This window comes from Pseudomonas sp. A1230, from assembly GCF_044218825.1.
In the GTDB taxonomy this organism is placed as follows: domain Bacteria; phylum Pseudomonadota; class Gammaproteobacteria; order Pseudomonadales; family Pseudomonadaceae; genus Aquipseudomonas; species Aquipseudomonas iridis.
Genome location: NZ_CP162582.1, coordinates 5,507,257 through 5,522,453, shown reverse-complemented (window position 1 = coordinate 5,522,453; position 15,197 = coordinate 5,507,257). Strand labels below are relative to the sequence as shown.

Genomic DNA, 15,197 nt, shown 5'->3' with positions numbered 1-15,197 from the left:
AGCCTCGGGCGGGCATACTAGGCCGTCCATTACCCTGGTGCCGCCCGCCCCTATGCTTCGCGTCCTGATTGCCCTCGCTCTGACCTGCCTGCTCCAACCGGCCTTCGCTGACGAGCGCGCGCAAACCCAACAGCAGCTGGACGCAACGCGTCAGGACATTGCCGAGCTGAAAAAGCTGCTGAGCAAGGTTCAGGAAGAAAAGTCCGGCGTACAGAAAGAGCTCAAGGGCACTGAGACCGAGCTGGGCAAGCTGCAGAAGCAGGTCGATGCACTGCAAAAAGAACTGCAGAAAAGCGAATCCGAGCTGCAACGACTCGATGCAGAGAAAAAAAAACTCCAGAGCGCGCGCACTGAACAACAACGACTGATCGCCATTCAGGCCCGTGCGGCCTATCAGAACGGCCGTCAGGAGTACCTCAAACTGCTGCTCAACCAGCAGAATCCCGAGAAGTTCGCCCGCACCCTCACCTATTACGATTACCTGAGCCAGGCTCGCCTGGAGCAGCTGAAAAACTTCAACGAAACCCTGCGCCAACTGGCTAATGTCGAAAAAGACATCGGCTTGCAGCAGGCGCAATTGCTGGTACAGAAAAGCGACCTCGACACCCAGCGCGACGAACTCGAAAAAGTTCGCAAGGAGCGCCAGCAAGTGCTGGCCAAGCTCAACGAGGACGTCAAGGCTCGCGACCAGAAACTCGCCGCCCGCGAGCAGGATCAGGCAGACCTGTCTAAAGTCCTCAAGACCATTGAAGAAACTCTGGCCCGCCAGGCCCGTGAGGCAGAAGAAGCGCGAAAAAAAGCGCTGATCGCCCAGCAGGAAGCGGAAAAAAAGCGTTTGCGTGAGGCGCAAGCCCACGCGGATGCAGAATCGGACACCAGTGACGCCCCACGAAAACCTGTCAAATCGTCTCCCGGCGCACTGGTTTCCAGCAGTGGCGAAACCTTTGGCGGGGCTTTTGCGGCAACCCGGGGAAAACTTCCATGGCCGGTTGATGGTCGATTGCTGGCACGCTTCGGTGAAAGCCGTGGCGATGACGCCCGCACCAAGTGGGATGGCGTGATGATCAGCGCCTCCGCCGGCAGCCAGGTGCATGCCGTACACGGTGGGCGCGTGGTGTTTGCCGATTGGCTGCGGGGCGCCGGGTTGCTGGTGATCCTCGATCACGGCAATGGTTTTCTGAGTCTTTACGGTCACAACCAGACACTGCTCAAGTCGGCGGGTGACGTGGTTAAAGCCGGTGAGTCCATCTCCACTGTCGGTAACAGTGGCGGTCAGGACACATCAGCGCTGTATTTTGCAATTCGTCAGCAGGGTCACCCGAGTGATCCGGCGCAATGGTGTCGTGCGCAAGGATAAGCGCACCACCTAATTCAGGAGTTTGTTCGACATGCTGCATTTGTCCCGCCTTACCTCGCTGGCCCTGACGATCGCCCTGGTGATCGGCGCGCCTCTGGCGTTTGCCGCTCAACCGGCTCCGGCCGTCGCTCCGGCAGGCACAGCTGCGACCTCCAAGGCCCCGCTGCCGCTGGAAGAGTTGCGCACCTTTGCCGAGGTCATGGACCGGATCAAAGCCGCATACGTCGAGCCGGTGGACGACAAGACTCTGCTGGAAAACGCGATCAAGGGCATGCTCAGCAACCTTGATCCGCACTCGGCTTATCTGGGCCCTGAAGACTTCACCGAGTTGCAGGAAAGCACCAGCGGCGAGTTCGGCGGCCTGGGCATTGAAGTCGGCGCCGAAGACGGCTTTATCAAGGTCGTCTCGCCAATCGATGACACGCCTGCGTCGAAGGCCGGCATTCAGGCTGGCGACTTCATCGTCAAGATCAACGGTCAGCCGACTCGCGGCCAGACCATGACCGAAGCCGTGGACAAGATGCGCGGCAAGATCGGCCAGAAAATCACCCTGACCCTGGTACGCGACGGTGGCACGCCATTCGACGTGACCCTGGCGCGCGCCGTGATTCAGGTGAAGAGCGTCAAGTCGCAGCTGCTGGAGTCGGGCTACGGCTATATCCGCATCACTCAGTTCCAGGTCAAGACCGGCGATGAGGTCTCCAAGGCCCTGGCGAAGATGCGCAAGGACAACGGCAAGAAGCTCAACGGCATTGTTCTCGACCTGCGCAACAACCCGGGTGGCGTGTTGCAGGCCGCGGTGGAAGTGGTCGACCACTTCATCACCAAAGGTCTGATCGTCTACACCAAAGGCCGCATCGCCAACTCCGAGCTGCGTTTCTCTGCTACCGGCAAAGACGAAAGCGAAGCAGTGCCGATGGTCGTGCTGATCAACGGTGGCAGCGCCTCGGCGTCGGAAATCGTCGCCGGCGCCCTGCAGGACCAGAAGCGCGCCGTGGTCATGGGCACCACCAGTTTCGGCAAAGGCTCGGTACAGACTGTGCTGCCGCTGAACAACGACCGCGCACTGAAGATCACCACCGCGCTGTACTTCACGCCCAATGGCCGCTCGATCCAGGCCCAGGGCATCGTCCCGGACATCGAAGTGCGCAAAGCCAAGATCACCAGCGAGGCGGACAGCGAATACTTCAAGGAAGCCGATCTGCAGGGCCATTTGGGCAACGGCAACGGCGGCGCCGACAAACCGAGCGGTTCCGCAGGCAAGGCCAAGGCCATGCCGCAGGATGACGATTACCAGCTGGCCCAGGCCCTGAGCCTGCTCAAAGGCCTGAGCATTACGTCCGGCCGCTGAGGATGTCTTTGCGTTTCGTTTTCGTTCTGCTGTGCTGTCTGGCGGGTGCTGCTCAGGCACAACCCGCCGGCTCTGCGCCTCACAAAGCCTACCTGACACTGATCATCGACGACCTGGGGCAAAGCCTGCCCCGGGATCGCCGCGTGCTGGCCCTGCCCGGCCCGGTGACCGCGGCGATCATGCCCGACACGCCCCACGCCACCGAATTTGCCCGTGAAGCCCATCGTGCCGGCAAGATCGTCATCTTGCACATGCCCATGGATCCGGCGACCGGCCCGTACGCCTGGCACCCCGAACTGCCCATCGAAGAACTCGAAAAGCGTCTGAACGCCGCGTTCAAAATGGTCCCGTACACCGCGGGCATCAATAACCACATGGGCAGCCGCATGACGGCGCAACCGGAGGCAATGGCCCGGTTGATGGGAGAGTTGCAGCGACGTCACAAGTTCTTCGTCGACAGCCGCACCAGTGCGCAGACCGTGGCCGCGCAGCAAGCGCAGAAGATTAATCTGGCGAGTGTTTCGCGCGATGTTTTTCTCGATGACGAGCGCACCGAGGCGGCAATCTTCACCCAGTTGCAGACCGCGATCAGCCTCGCGCGCAAACAGGGTTCAGCGGTAATGATCGGCCATCCTTATCCACAAACGCTGGCCGTGCTGGAGCGAGAGTTGCCCAAGCTTAAAGCTCAAGGCATTGAGTGGATCGACATCAAACAAATGATCAGCGTGCGCAGCAATCGCGCCATGGCCGGCCATGGCAAGGATGGCCTCTACCGGTAACGGCCTGTTGCGTCAGGCAATAGATAGTTACCACCAGTCACCCCTCGCACTTCCGGATAGTGAGACCTGCAACAGGTCGCGACTCCCTTGAGTCGCTGTTCAACTATCAGGAGTGACCATGACTATTTACGACAACGCTCAAGTATCCGACTGGCAGAGGGAACCCATCAGGGTCGACAACCTGCTGATCAACTTTACGACCGAGTTCCTGAGCATCTGGGACACCTACGGCTCCAGTGCGGAACCGGCGTCTTTCTGGCGCCCGACCCCGGCGGCCGATGTGCTGCCCGGCTACTTTCCATTGGGCGACGTCGTCCATCCGGGCCGTGACAACATCAACAACAAGAAAGTCGTGGCGGTGGTGTGCGAGGCGAGCACACCGGCGGCCGATCCCGAAAAAGGCAAAGCCCTGAGCGCACCGACCGACTTCGAGTTGGTCTGGAAAGACTCAGGCTCCGGCGCGACCAAGAACGGCTCCGTCTGGCGCCCTCTCCCGCCGGAAGGTTACGTCGCGCTGGGTTCGGTGTGTTCCAACAGCCACGAAAAACCTTCTCGCAATGCCGTTCGCTGCGTACGGGCCGACCTTGTCAGCGCGTCAGCCACATGCGATCTGATCTGGAATGACAAAGGCAGTGGTGCGCGGCAGAGCATCAGCACGTGGAGCGCCGCGCCGCCGGTGGCCGCTTCGGGGGAAATGCACCTGGCGCCCGGCACGTTCGCCGGAGTCAGCGGTTACGCGCTGCCGGCGAATTTTCTGGTGTATTCGTTACGCCTGCACCTTGCGGTTCAGGTCAATCCAAAACCGACAGCACCCGTGCTCCTCGGGGTGACGCCTGAGCCCCTGCACGCGCCTGAGCAGCCGACCTACACCGCCAGGCTGCCCTGGTTCGCCGTCAAGGATCCCTTGTTCACTCCACTGGAGCAGCGCGACCACTCGCCCTTCTATCAACTGGAGCGCACGGATCACTATGTGCTCGTCGGCCATGGTCACAACAGCGGGCAAGACACTACGACATTCCGATGGTCAGCCCAGCGCGCGCAACGCACGCGAGGTCAATGGGCGTTCTCGACACTGACCTCCATCGAATTCGGCGTGCAGTGGGGCGCGCAGGCACCCAGTCCGTTTCTGTTTTCGGCGCGGCTCAGCCATGAGTTGACGCAATGCGAAATGCCCAACAATGAATGGCTCGATACCTCTGCGATCGACGTCGTAGCGGTAGTGGACAGCCATAAGGCCGTGGCGGTTTATCTGATTCAGAGTGACTACAGTCTTGTGCGCGCAGACGGTACGCCGGTGACCACTACGTTCAGTTATACCGACGGTCGCAGCCTGCACATCAGCCAATACACACCGGGGACGCCTGCCAGCACTGTTGCTGTGGCGCCGGAAGCGCAAGTGCCAGAGGTCGCGGACATCCACGAGACGGACAACGACAGCGCCACCCCGCTGGCGGAAACGGCGCTGGAGGAGGTTACAGATACCGCGCCATGATTTCGTCCACTACACCTTCTTTGCGCAGTTGATCGAGCGCGCCCTGCAGCCTGGCGACGACGTCATCGGAGACGTCCTTGTTTAACGCCAGGTATAACTCGGCGCTATTGAAGCGCAGCACCGTTTTCAGCCCCGTCACACCCTCCTGCCGCGCGAGGTAACGCCCGGCAGGATCTCCCGTTGCCCACAGATCAATCTGTCCGCTGACCAGCTTCTTCGCGTTGTCCTGATCGCGCAGCACGACCACGGGCTTCAAGCCTTGCTTGGTCAGCGTCTCGGCAATCGCGTCACCTTTATAGGCGCCGATTTTGTACTTGCGCGCGTCATTGAGGGTTTCGAGGGTGATCTTGCTGTCAGCCTTGGCCAACAGGATCCAGTCGTCGGGGCCGATCGGACCGACCCACTTGAAGAGTTTTTCACGATCCGGCAGACGCGCCATCACAAAGGCACCGTAACCGGGATTCTCCAGCGCCAGTTTGTACACCCGCTCCCAGGGGAACCGCAGGGTCAGGCTGTAAGTGACGCCGGCACGCTGGAATATCTCGCGAACGATGTCGGTGGCGATGCCGTTGATGTTCTCGCCCTGGGCGAAATTCTTGCCGTTCTTCGCCATGTTGTAGGGCGGGAAGTTTTCGGTGAGGAGCACCAGATCAGTGTCGGGACTGTTTTCGGCCCGGACGGTGTTGAGCAGCAACACAGAGGCACTGGCAAGAACAAGAAGCAGGCGTTTGATCATGTCGGGCTACCGAAATCCATGGCGTGCCCAAGAGTGCCTTGGGCACGCCATGCTGTCCACTGGCCTGTACCGTTTTAGCGCATCCGGATCTCGCGATACTTCTATCGATCAAAAACTGTACGTGATGCACACGGCTGTTATTCACCAGCACATTACAACAATGCCATATTCTGGTACCGCTCGATGCCCTGCCATTGACGCTGTGCAGTTACACCATGGATCGGAATCTAAGCACTTCAGAGGTCCGTACAGATCTGCTGCAAAGCTCTGGGACAGATTGATGACCTGGCCGCTTGACGATCGATCTGAACCGCCAAGCGGCGCCGCCGCATCTGAGGCACTTAGCGCATCACGATCCCGCGATGGGCCATATAGGCCTTGGCTTCCTGCACGGTGTATTCGCCAAAATGGAAAATACTCGCCGCCAACACTGCGCTGGCGTGGCCTTCAAGGATGCCGTCGGCCAAGTGCTGCAAGTTGCCGACACCACCGGAAGCGATCACTGGAATGCCCAGTGCATCGCTGATGGCGCGGGTCACGCCGAGGTCGAAACCGTTTTTCATGCCGTCCTGATCCATGCTGGTCAGCAGGATCTCACCGGCCCCCAGGCCTTCCATTTTCTTCGCCCACTCGACCGCGTCCAAACCGGTCGGCTTGCGCCCACCGTGGGTGAAGATTTCCCAGCGCGGGGTTTCGCCCGGGCCGGAAACCTTCTTCGCATCAATGGCGACGACGATGCACTGCGAGCCGAAGTGCTGCGCGGCTTCGCCAACGAATTCCGGGTTGAACACGGCTGCGGTGTTGATCGATACCTTGTCCGCGCCGGCATTGAGCAGGTTGCGGATGTCTTGCACGGTGCGCACGCCACCGCCAACGGTCAGCGGGATGAACACCTGACTGGCCATGCGCTCGACTGTATGCAGCGTGGTGTCGCGGCCATCGACGCTGGCGGTGATATCGAGAAACGTAATCTCGTCGGCGCCCTGCTCGTCATAACGACGGGCGATTTCCACCGGGTCACCGGCGTCGCGGATGTTCTCGAACTTCACACCTTTGACGACCCGGCCGTTATCCACGTCCAGGCAAGGGATGATGCGCTTGGCTAACGCCATGGGCTTAATCTCCGATTAAGAGTTGCAAGCTTCAAGCTACGAGCTGCAAGAAAAAGCCGATCACGGTCGAGTTTCTAACTTGCAGCTTGCAGCTTACAACTTGGAGCTGGACACGTAGCAATCACAAAAAGATTGAGCCTCTGCAACATCCAAAGTGCCCTCATAGATCGCCCGGCCAGTGATGGCGCCGATGATGCCCGGCGCCCTGGCGTCGAGCAGCGACTTGATGTCACCGAGGTTGTGGATACCGCCGGAAGCGATCACCGGGATCTTCGTTGCCGCAGCCAGCGCAGCGGTGAACGGTACGTTGCAGCCCTGCATCATGCCGTCTTTGGCGATGTCGGTATAAACGATCGAAGACACGCCGTCGGCTTCAAACTGCTTGGCCAGATCGATGACCTGCACGGTGCTGATTTCAGCCCAGCCGTCAGTGGCGACAAAACCGTCCTTGGCGTCGAGGCCGACGATGATCTTGCCCGGGAACGCGCGGCATGCTTCGGCGACGAAGGCCGGATCTTTCACGGCTTTGGTGCCGATGATCACGTAGCTCACACCAGCCTTGACGTAGTGCTCGATGGTTTCCAGCGAGCGAATGCCGCCGCCGATCTGGATCGGCAGGTTCGGATAGCGTTTGGCGATGGCGGTAACCACTTCGCCGTTGACCGGCTGACCTTCGAAGGCGCCGTTCAGGTCGACCAGATGCAGACGACGGCAGCCGCCCTCCACCCACTTGGCAGCCATGCTCACCGGGTCATCGGAGAACACCGTGGAATCTTCCATGCGGCCCTGGCGCAGACGCACGCAGGCACCGTCTTTAAGATCGATAGCAGGAATAATTAGCATGCTTTTCCTTCGTCAAAGAGCTGCAAGCTGCAAGCTTTAAGCTGCAAGCGCGCACGTGTGTCTGATTCTTGCAGCTGACAGCTTGAAGCTTGCAGCTGCTCCTAATTTTTTTCGAGCGCCCACAGGTCGCTTTCGATGCTTTCAAACCGCTCTTTGAGGTGGGTCTGCACATCGAAAATCGCCCTGTTGTAATAGTGCGGAGCAATTTCGCGGGTAAACAGCTCAAGAATTTCTGCCGCTTCGAACGAACCCAGGTCCAGTTCGAAACGATCCTCCATGAACCGCTTGATCTTGTGATTGGCCTCGTTCTCCTGTTCGGGAGTGAGGGTCAGGATCGGCGGTTTGGACTTCTTGGCGGCCATTTACCAGCGACCGTCCCACGCTGCGAAGTTCTGCAGCAATTGCAGGCCATGGGTATGGCTTTTCTCCGGGTGAAACTGCACGGCGAAACGCGAACCATCGGCCAGCGCTGCAGCGAAATCGACACCGTAATGACCGCCGCCCACCACCTGCCGCGCGTTGGCAGCGGCAATGTAGTAGCTGTGCACGAAATAGAAACGCGCCATGTCCGGAATGTCGTGCCACAGCGGGTGACTGACCTTCTGCTTCACCTCGTTCCAGCCCATGTGCGGGACTTTCAGGTGTTCGCCGTCTTCATGCAGGTCTTTGCCGAAGAACTTCACAGCGCCCGGGAACAGGCCGATGCAGTCGACGCCGTCGTTCTCTTCGCTGGTATCGAGCAGGGCTTGCATGCCGACACAGATGCCGAGGAACGGACGATCCTGGCTGACTTCACGCACCAGCGAATCAAACCCGAGGCGACGGATCTCCGCCATGCAATCGCGAATCGCGCCGACCCCCGGAAACACCACACGGTCAGCTTCGCGGATCACGTTCGCATCGCTGGTGATCAACACTTTACCGGCGCCGACATGCTCGAGGGCCTTGGCCACCGAGTGCAGGTTACCCATGCCGTAATCGATAACTGCAACCGTCTGCATTACAGAACGCCTTTGGTCGATGGCATCTGCCCGGCCATGCGCTCGTCGAGCTCCACAGCCATGCGCAGCGCGCGGCCGAAAGCCTTGAACACGGTTTCGATCTGGTGGTGAGTGTTGGTGCCACGCAGGTTGTCGATGTGCATGCTGACCAGCGCGTGGTTGACGAAGCCCTGGAAGAATTCCTGGAACAGGTCAACGTCGAAGCCGCCAACGGTGGCGCGGGTGTACGGCACGTGCATTTGCAGGCCCGGACGACCGGAGAAATCGATCACCACGCGCGACAGCGCTTCATCGAGCGGCACATAGGCGTGGCCGTAGCGACGGATGCCTTTTTTATCGCCGATGGCTTTGGCGAAAGCCTGGCCGAGGGTGATACCGACGTCTTCCACCGTATGGTGGTCGTCAATATGCAGATCGCCCTTGCATTCAATATCCAGGTCGATCAACCCGTGACGGGCGATCTGATCCAGCATGTGCTCAAGAAAAGGAACACCGATATCGAATCGGGCCTTTCCGGTGCCATCAAGGTTGATCGAGGCTTTGATCTGGGTTTCCAGAGTGTCGCGCTCGACAGAAGCCTTACGTTCGGCCATCACCAGCTCCGCAAAATCATTGGGCGAAAAAGGCAGCCATTATAGGCACGCGGGCGCGAAACAGAAACACGAGAGGTGATATGACTGACGGAGTGAATCCGGGGGTGTCGCGGGTAGACATGTGCATACAAGCTACCGGGCACACCACAAAAACAAGTGTGGGAGCGAGCCTGCTCGCGAAAGCGGTAGATCAGCCAACATTTATGTCGACTGACACTCCCTCTTCGCGAGCAGTCTCGCTCCCACCGTTTTCGCGCTTATGCAGCTAACAACTTAGTTAAACAGTACCGCCGTTTTCTGCAGGGTCACCCACACACCCCACGCCAACGGAATACCCACCACCAGCCACGCAGCGACGGCCAACGGCTTGCTGCCCGGTGCCGCTTTCCATTCCAGAACGGTGGTCGCATCGGCACCTTTGTCATGGCCCAGCGCCTGTTCGGCAGCCAGTTCGGCGTCGGTCATGAAGTACTTGTCAGCCACCGGGCGCACCAGCAGGTTGCACAGGAAGCCCAGCACCAGCAGACCGGCGAGGATATACAACGTGATGTCATAAGCGGCAGCGCGTTCAACGCCGATGCTCAGTTGATACTCACGCAGGTAGTTCACCAGCACCGGACCAAGCACACCGGCCGCCGCCCAAGCGGTCAACAGCCGACCGTGGATCGCGCCAACCATCTGCGTTCCGAACAGGTCGGCCAGATACGCCGGAACCGTGGCAAAACCACCGCCGTACATCGACAGGATGATGCAGAACGCCGCCACGAACAGCGCAACGTTGCCCAGGTGACCCAGGTTCGGGATCAGCGCGTACAGGGCAAAACCCAGCGCAAAGAACACGAAGTAAGTGTTTTTACGGCCCAGGTAGTCCGAGAACGATGCCCAGAAGAAGCGGCCACCAATGTTGAACAGGCTCAGCAGACCGGTAAAACCGGCAGCAATTGCGGCGATGGAAGCCAGTTGCCCGGCATCCAGTTGGCCGAACGGCAGGTCAACACCAATCAATTTGCCGCCGAACACTTCCTGCAACAATGGCGAAGCCATGCCAAGGATGCCGATACCGGCAGAGACGTTCAGGCACAGCACCAGCCACACCAGGCGGAATTGCGGGGTTTTCCACGCCACATTCACGTGTACGTGACGATGAGTGATCATCGCGTTCGCGGCTTTTTTCGCCGGAGCGGTCCAGCCTTCAGGCTTCCAGCCGGTTGGCGGCACGCGGTAGGACAGTGCCCCGCCGATCATGAACACGAAGTAGATCGCGGCCATCACCAGGAAGCTCTGCCACACGCCGACGCCAGTTGGCGATGCGAAGTGGCCCATCAGCGCTGCGGCCAACGGTGCACCGACCATCGCGCCACCACCGAAGCCCATGATCGCCATGCCGGTCGCCATGCCGCGCTTGTCCGGGAACCACTTGATCAGGGTCGACACCGGCGAGATGTAGCCCAGGCCCAGACCGATACCACCGATCACGCCGGAACCGATCCACATCAACCAGATCTGGTGGGTATAAATCCCCAGCGCCGAAATCAGCAGACCGCCGCACCAGCACAGCGCCGATACAACGCCAGCCTTACGTGGCCCGGCGTGTTCCAGCCAGCCACCCCAGATCGCTGCCGAGCAGCCGAGGAAGATGAAGAACAGGGTGTAGATCCAGCCGAGCATCGAGATCGGCCAGTCGCATTGCGACGAGAAGACTTGTGCGATGAAGCTCATGTCCGGCGCGCAAGCCACCGGTGCAGTAACGCCCAGCGCCTTGGACAACGGCAACCAGAACACCGAAAAGCCGTAGGCCATGCCGATGCACAGGTGAATGGCCAGAGCGGCCGGTGGAACCAGCCAACGGTTGAAACCGGGCTTGGCGATGATGCGTTCCTTGGACAGGAACGCGGGCTGATCGGCTTTGAAGCCATCCGCCGTGATGCTCGTGCTCATTGTGTATCCCCCAATTATTAGTATGGTTCGCCAGCCACTGTTCACCCCCGGCCTTATGCACGCAGGCATGACCGTTTTTTTGAGTGAAGCTCCTTGAAGGCGCGACGTTAAGTCGCAGAAGGACGGACGAACCGGCGAAGGTTACCATTTGCACGTGACAGAAAAACCAAACTGATATCACCTTTTTTCTGTCACCTGATCGTATCTCTGCGGGGAACCCCCATCGCATCCGTTGTCGAAGCGCTACAAGCGGCGAGTCAACGACCTAGGCAGGACGCCTCAGCAGTGAAGACTGATGCAGCGCTATACTCCCCGGCTAAATTACGAATTCGACTAATTACAAGGACTCGCCCATGAAAGCGTTCGGCAAAATCCTGGGTCTGGTACTTCTCGGGCTGTTGCTGATCATTGTGGCGGCAGGCTTTGCCCTGACCCACCTCTTCGATCCCAACGACTATAAAGACGAGATCCGCCAGATAGCCCGCGACAAGGCCCACATCGAGCTGACGCTCAATGGCGATATCGGCTGGAGCCTGTTCCCGTGGCTCGGCCTGGAATTGCACGAAGCCAGCGTCGCCACCCTCGCCAAACCCGCCGAACCGTTTGCCGACTTGCAGATGCTCGGTCTGTCAGTGCGCGTGCTGCCGCTGTTGCGCCGCGAAGTGCAGATGAGCGATGTGCGCGTCGAAGGTCTCAACCTGCGCCTGAACCGTGACAAGAACGGCCATGGCAACTGGGAAGATATCGGCAAGGCGCCAGTCGCGCCTGGTGCAACGCCGCCGGCCAATGCTCCCGGCCAACCCGCCAGCGAGCCCACTGTAGCGGTGGAAAAACCGGCGCAGCCGATCCGCCTCGACATCGACAGCCTGACCGTCAACAACGCCCGCGTTGAGTACACCGATGAACTCAGCGGCAAGCAGTTCAGTGCCGAGAGCATTCAGTTGAGCACCGGCCCGGTGCACGACTCGACCAACATCCCGATCAAGGCCACGGCATTTCTCGGCACCAATCAACCGGTGCTGCGCGTGCGCACCGAGCTCAACGGCGAGCTGCGCTTCGAGCGCGCCCTGCAACGCTACAAATTCGAAGACATGAAGCTCTCTGGCGAAGTGGCGGGCGATCCGCTGCAAGGCAAGACCATGACTTTCTCCGCCCAAGGGCAAATATTGCTCGATAAAGCCGCGAACGTCGCCGAATGGACCGGAATCAAAATCTCCGCCAACCAATTGCGCGCCTTGGGTGAACTGAAAGCCAACGACCTCGACAAGACCCCGCAGATCACCGGCGGTATCTCGATCGCCCAGTTCGATCTGGCAAAATTTGTCGACAGCATCGGCCAGAAACTGCCGGCCATGGCCGAAGGCAGCCTGAGCAAAGTCGAACTGGTCAGCCGCATTGCGGCCACACCGACCAGCGTCGCGTTCGACAACATCAACCTGAAACTCGACGACAGCAGCTTTAGCGGGCGCATCGCCGTCGAAGACTTCGCCAAGCAATCGTTGCGGGCGACCCTCAAGGCAGACACCTTCAACGTCGACCGTTACCTGCCGCCGAAATCGGAAAAGGCCAACAACGCCACGCAAACCCGTCAGGCCGAAGTCGCCAGCACCGAAGCCAATGCCATCGCCGGTGCGGGTTCTACACCGCTGCCAGACAAACCGAGCAAAACCGCCTGGAGCACCGAGCGCCTGCTGCCGGTTGAACGCCTGGCCAAACTCGATGTGGACGCCGACCTGACTTTCGGCCAACTGACCCTCGACAAACTGCCGATCCAGAATGCCGCGCTCAAAGCCACCGGCCAGGGCGGCCTGCTGACCCTCGGCAACCTCAGCGGCGAGCTGTACAACGGCGGCTTCGAAGCCAAAGGCACCCTCGACGTGCGCCCGAGCGCCCCGGTGCTCAACCTGCAGACCAAAATCAACCGGGTGCCAGCGGAAAAAATCCTCGAAAGCCAAGGCAAAAAACCGCCCGTCACAGGTTTGGTGACGCTCACCAGCAACCTCACCGGCAGCGGCAACAGCCAACAGGCGCTGATCGACAGCCTCAACGGCAACGCCAGTTTTGTCATCAACAACGGCGTGCTGCTCAACGCCAACCTTGAGCAGCAACTGTGCAAAGGCATCGCCACCCTCAATCGCAAATCACTCAGCGGCGAGCCACGGGGCAAGGACACTCCGTTCCAGGAACTCAAGGGCAACCTGACCTTCCGTAACGGCATCGCCAGCAACCCCGACCTCAAGGTTCGTATTCCGGGCATGACCGTCAACGGTGACGGCGACATCGATCTGCGGGTGCTGGGCATGGACTACCGCGTCGGCATCATCGTCGAAGGCGACACCAGTGCCATGCCGGATCCGGCCTGTCAGGTCGGCGACAAATTCGTCGGCATCGAGTGGCCACTGCGTTGCCGTGGCCCGCTGGAACTGGGCGCCAAGGCGTGCCGTCTGGACAACGAACGCATGGGCCAGGTCGCAAGCAAACTGGCCGGCGACAAACTCAGCGAGAAGATCGACGAGAAACTTGGCGACAAAGTCAGCCCGGAATTGAAAAACGCATTGAAGGGGCTGTTCAAGCGATGAGAGCGGAGCAGTTTTCAGAGGCGGTGCTGGATTGGTTCGACCGCCATGGCCGCCACGATTTGCCTTGGCAGCAGAACATCAACCCGTATCGGGTGTGGGTGTCGGAAATCATGTTGCAGCAGACTCAGGTCAGCACTGTGCTCAACTACTTCGACCGTTTCATGGCCGCGCTGCCAACGGTCGAAGCACTGGCCGAAGCGCCGGAAGACGAAGTGCTGCACCTGTGGACCGGCCTGGGTTACTACACCCGCGCACGCAATCTGCAGAAAACCGCGAAGATCGTCGTCAGCCAGTACGCTGGCGAGTTTCCGCGCGATGTCGAGAAGCTGGTGGAGCTGCCGGGTATCGGCCTGTCCACCGCTGGCGCCATCGCGAGCATCAGCATGGGCCTGCGCGCGCCGATCCTCGATGGCAACGTCAAACGCGTTCTGGCGCGTTTTACCGCGCAAGAGGGCTACCCCGGCGAGCCGAAGGTCGCCAAACAGCTGTGGGCCAACGCGGAGCGCTTTACGCCGCACGATCGGGTCAACGCCTACACACAGGCAATGATGGATCTCGGCGCCACGCTGTGCACCCGCAGCAAGCCAAGCTGCCTGCTGTGTCCGCTGGAGCGTGGCTGCGAAGCCCACATGCTCGGCCTGGAGACGCGCTATCCGATTCCCAAGCCGCGCAAAGCCATCCCGCAGAAACGCACGCTGATGCCAATGCTGGCCAATGGTGAGGGCGCGATTCTGCTTTATCGCCGCCCCTCGACGGGTTTGTGGGGCGGTTTGTGGAGCCTGCCGGAACTCGATGACCTCGACGACCTGCAACATCTCGCCGATCAGCACTCGCTGGCACTGGGCGAGCAGCAGGCGTTGCCGAGCCTCGTCCACACCTTCAGCCACTTCCAATTGTCCATCGAACCCTGGCTGGTTCAGGTACAGGAGGCCAGCCATCACGTGGCCGAGGCCGACTGGCTCTGGTATAACCTCGCCACCCCGCCGCGCCTGGGCCTCGCCGCCCCGGTCAAGACCTTACTCGAACGCGCGGCCGCCGTATTGAATGCAGGAGAGTCAGCATGACCCGCACCATCATGTGCCGTAAGTACAAAGAAGAACTGCCCGCTCTGGAACGCGCCCCTTTCCCGGGCGCAAAAGGTCAGGATATTTTTGACCACGTCTCGGCCAAGGCCTGGGCCGACTGGCAGAAACACCAGACCCTGCTGATCAACGAAAAACGCCTGAACATGATGAACGCCGAAGATCGCAAATATCTTCAGGGCGAAATGGACAAGTACTTCTCCGGCGAGGAATACGCCAAGGCCGAAGGCTACGTTCCGCCTGCGGAGTAACCCCGCAAAATCGGGGGTCGGATCGTAAGCGACGGAATTAATTTAAGAAATTTTAAAAAAGTCGTTGACGAGAATCCGAAAAA

14 protein-coding genes are annotated in these 15,197 nt (G+C 59.9%); 7 read left to right on the top strand and 7 right to left on the bottom strand.

The genetic code is table 11. The annotated features are described in order from the left end of the window. Positions 1 to 52 precede the first annotated feature (52 nt). From AB4P97_RS25785 to AB4P97_RS25770, 4 genes are all read left to right on the top strand, one after another. The gene (locus AB4P97_RS25785; RefSeq protein ID WP_047299349.1) at positions 53 to 1,357 is read left to right on the top strand and encodes a murein hydrolase activator EnvC; all 1,305 of its coding nucleotides are present in this window, start codon (positions 53 to 55) and stop codon (positions 1,355 to 1,357) included. 31 nt (positions 1,358 to 1,388) lie between these two features. After that, complete coding sequence (locus tag AB4P97_RS25780; protein WP_042557201.1) at positions 1,389 to 2,708, top strand: S41 family peptidase; 1,320 nt, start codon at positions 1,389 to 1,391, stop codon at positions 2,706 to 2,708. Positions 2,709 to 2,710: 2 nt separating this feature from the next. Further along, positions 2,711 to 3,487, top strand: coding sequence for a divergent polysaccharide deacetylase family protein (locus tag AB4P97_RS25775; protein WP_395601782.1), 777 nt, complete (start codon positions 2,711 to 2,713; stop codon positions 3,485 to 3,487). Between the two features lie 118 nt (positions 3,488 to 3,605). Then, positions 3,606 to 4,979, top strand: a complete 1,374-nt coding sequence (locus tag AB4P97_RS25770) for a Vps62-related protein (RefSeq protein WP_395601781.1) — start codon at positions 3,606 to 3,608, stop codon at positions 4,977 to 4,979. Here AB4P97_RS25770 and AB4P97_RS25765 read toward each other — a convergent pair. The 7 genes from AB4P97_RS25765 to AB4P97_RS25735 all read right to left on the bottom strand — a co-directional run bounded on the left by AB4P97_RS25765 (position 4,960) and on the right by AB4P97_RS25735 (position 11,202). After that, the gene (locus AB4P97_RS25765; RefSeq protein WP_395601780.1) at positions 4,960 to 5,715 is read right to left on the bottom strand and encodes a substrate-binding periplasmic protein; all 756 of its coding nucleotides are present in this window, start codon (positions 5,713 to 5,715) and stop codon (positions 4,960 to 4,962) included. The two genes, AB4P97_RS25770 and AB4P97_RS25765, sit on opposite strands and share 20 nt — an antisense overlap. Before the next feature lie 341 nt (positions 5,716 to 6,056). Further along, the gene (gene hisF, locus AB4P97_RS25760) at positions 6,057 to 6,827 is read right to left on the bottom strand and encodes an imidazole glycerol phosphate synthase subunit HisF (protein WP_007897430.1); all 771 of its coding nucleotides are present in this window, start codon (positions 6,825 to 6,827) and stop codon (positions 6,057 to 6,059) included. A 93-nt stretch (positions 6,828 to 6,920) separates the two neighbouring features. Then, a complete protein-coding gene (gene hisA, locus AB4P97_RS25755; protein WP_395601779.1) occupies positions 6,921 to 7,670 on the bottom strand; it encodes a 1-(5-phosphoribosyl)-5-[(5-phosphoribosylamino)methylideneamino]imidazole-4-carboxamide isomerase in 750 nt (249 codons plus the stop codon). 101 nt (positions 7,671 to 7,771) lie between these two features. Continuing rightward, positions 7,772 to 8,032: a DUF2164 domain-containing protein gene (locus AB4P97_RS25750; RefSeq protein WP_042557196.1), complete on the bottom strand. Its 261-nt coding sequence runs from the start codon at positions 8,030 to 8,032 to the stop codon at positions 7,772 to 7,774. Then, positions 8,033 to 8,671 carry an imidazole glycerol phosphate synthase subunit HisH gene (hisH, locus tag AB4P97_RS25745; RefSeq protein ID WP_008080553.1) on the bottom strand — a complete coding sequence of 213 codons (639 nt, stop codon included), beginning with the start codon at positions 8,669 to 8,671 and terminating at the stop codon, positions 8,033 to 8,035. Next, complete coding sequence (gene hisB / locus AB4P97_RS25740) at positions 8,671 to 9,264, bottom strand: imidazoleglycerol-phosphate dehydratase HisB (protein ID WP_042557195.1); 594 nt, start codon at positions 9,262 to 9,264, stop codon at positions 8,671 to 8,673. The genes hisH and hisB overlap by 1 nt, the downstream gene beginning before the upstream one ends. 273 nt (positions 9,265 to 9,537) lie before the next feature. After that, on the bottom strand, positions 9,538 to 11,202 hold the full coding sequence (locus AB4P97_RS25735; protein WP_042557194.1) for an OFA family MFS transporter: 1,665 nt from the start codon (positions 11,200 to 11,202) through the stop codon (positions 9,538 to 9,540). 353 nt (positions 11,203 to 11,555) lie between these two features. On the opposite strand from AB4P97_RS25735, the gene AB4P97_RS25730 reads away from it, so the two are divergent. From AB4P97_RS25730 to AB4P97_RS25720, 3 genes are read left to right on the top strand one after another with little or no spacing between them, the layout of a single operon-like run. After that, the gene (locus AB4P97_RS25730; protein ID WP_395601778.1) at positions 11,556 to 13,781 is read left to right on the top strand and encodes an AsmA family protein; all 2,226 of its coding nucleotides are present in this window, start codon (positions 11,556 to 11,558) and stop codon (positions 13,779 to 13,781) included. Further along, complete coding sequence (gene mutY / locus AB4P97_RS25725) at positions 13,778 to 14,845, top strand: A/G-specific adenine glycosylase (RefSeq protein ID WP_042557192.1); 1,068 nt, start codon at positions 13,778 to 13,780, stop codon at positions 14,843 to 14,845. The genes AB4P97_RS25730 and mutY overlap by 4 nt, the downstream gene beginning before the upstream one ends. Then, positions 14,842 to 15,114 carry an oxidative damage protection protein gene (locus tag AB4P97_RS25720; RefSeq protein ID WP_008024947.1) on the top strand — a complete coding sequence of 91 codons (273 nt, stop codon included), beginning with the start codon at positions 14,842 to 14,844 and terminating at the stop codon, positions 15,112 to 15,114. The genes mutY and AB4P97_RS25720 overlap by 4 nt, the downstream gene beginning before the upstream one ends. Positions 15,115 to 15,197 lie beyond the last annotated feature (83 nt).

What these genes read in the sequence shown, in the direction of transcription:
- AB4P97_RS25785 (WP_047299349.1), top strand. Translation starts at nt 53, where the DNA reads ATGCTTCGCGTCCTGATTGCCCTCGCTCTGACCTGCCTGCTCCAACCG.
- AB4P97_RS25780 (WP_042557201.1), top strand. Translation starts at nt 1,389, where the DNA reads ATGCTGCATTTGTCCCGCCTTACCTCGCTGGCCCTGACGATCGCCCTG.
- AB4P97_RS25775 (WP_395601782.1), top strand. Translation starts at nt 2,711, where the DNA reads ATGTCTTTGCGTTTCGTTTTCGTTCTGCTGTGCTGTCTGGCGGGTGCT.
- AB4P97_RS25770 (WP_395601781.1), top strand. Translation starts at nt 3,606, where the DNA reads ATGACTATTTACGACAACGCTCAAGTATCCGACTGGCAGAGGGAACCC.
- AB4P97_RS25765 (WP_395601780.1), bottom strand. Translation starts at nt 5,715, where the DNA reads ATGATCAAACGCCTGCTTCTTGTTCTTGCCAGTGCCTCTGTGTTGCTG.
- hisF (WP_007897430.1), bottom strand. Translation starts at nt 6,827, where the DNA reads ATGGCGTTAGCCAAGCGCATCATCCCTTGCCTGGACGTGGATAACGGC.
- hisA (WP_395601779.1), bottom strand. Translation starts at nt 7,670, where the DNA reads ATGCTAATTATTCCTGCTATCGATCTTAAAGACGGTGCCTGCGTGCGT.
- AB4P97_RS25750 (WP_042557196.1), bottom strand. Translation starts at nt 8,032, where the DNA reads ATGGCCGCCAAGAAGTCCAAACCGCCGATCCTGACCCTCACTCCCGAA.
- hisH (WP_008080553.1), bottom strand. Translation starts at nt 8,671, where the DNA reads ATGCAGACGGTTGCAGTTATCGATTACGGCATGGGTAACCTGCACTCG.
- hisB (WP_042557195.1), bottom strand. Translation starts at nt 9,264, where the DNA reads ATGGCCGAACGTAAGGCTTCTGTCGAGCGCGACACTCTGGAAACCCAG.
- AB4P97_RS25735 (WP_042557194.1), bottom strand. Translation starts at nt 11,202, where the DNA reads ATGAGCACGAGCATCACGGCGGATGGCTTCAAAGCCGATCAGCCCGCG.
- AB4P97_RS25730 (WP_395601778.1), top strand. Translation starts at nt 11,556, where the DNA reads ATGAAAGCGTTCGGCAAAATCCTGGGTCTGGTACTTCTCGGGCTGTTG.
- mutY (WP_042557192.1), top strand. Translation starts at nt 13,778, where the DNA reads ATGAGAGCGGAGCAGTTTTCAGAGGCGGTGCTGGATTGGTTCGACCGC.
- AB4P97_RS25720 (WP_008024947.1), top strand. Translation starts at nt 14,842, where the DNA reads ATGACCCGCACCATCATGTGCCGTAAGTACAAAGAAGAACTGCCCGCT.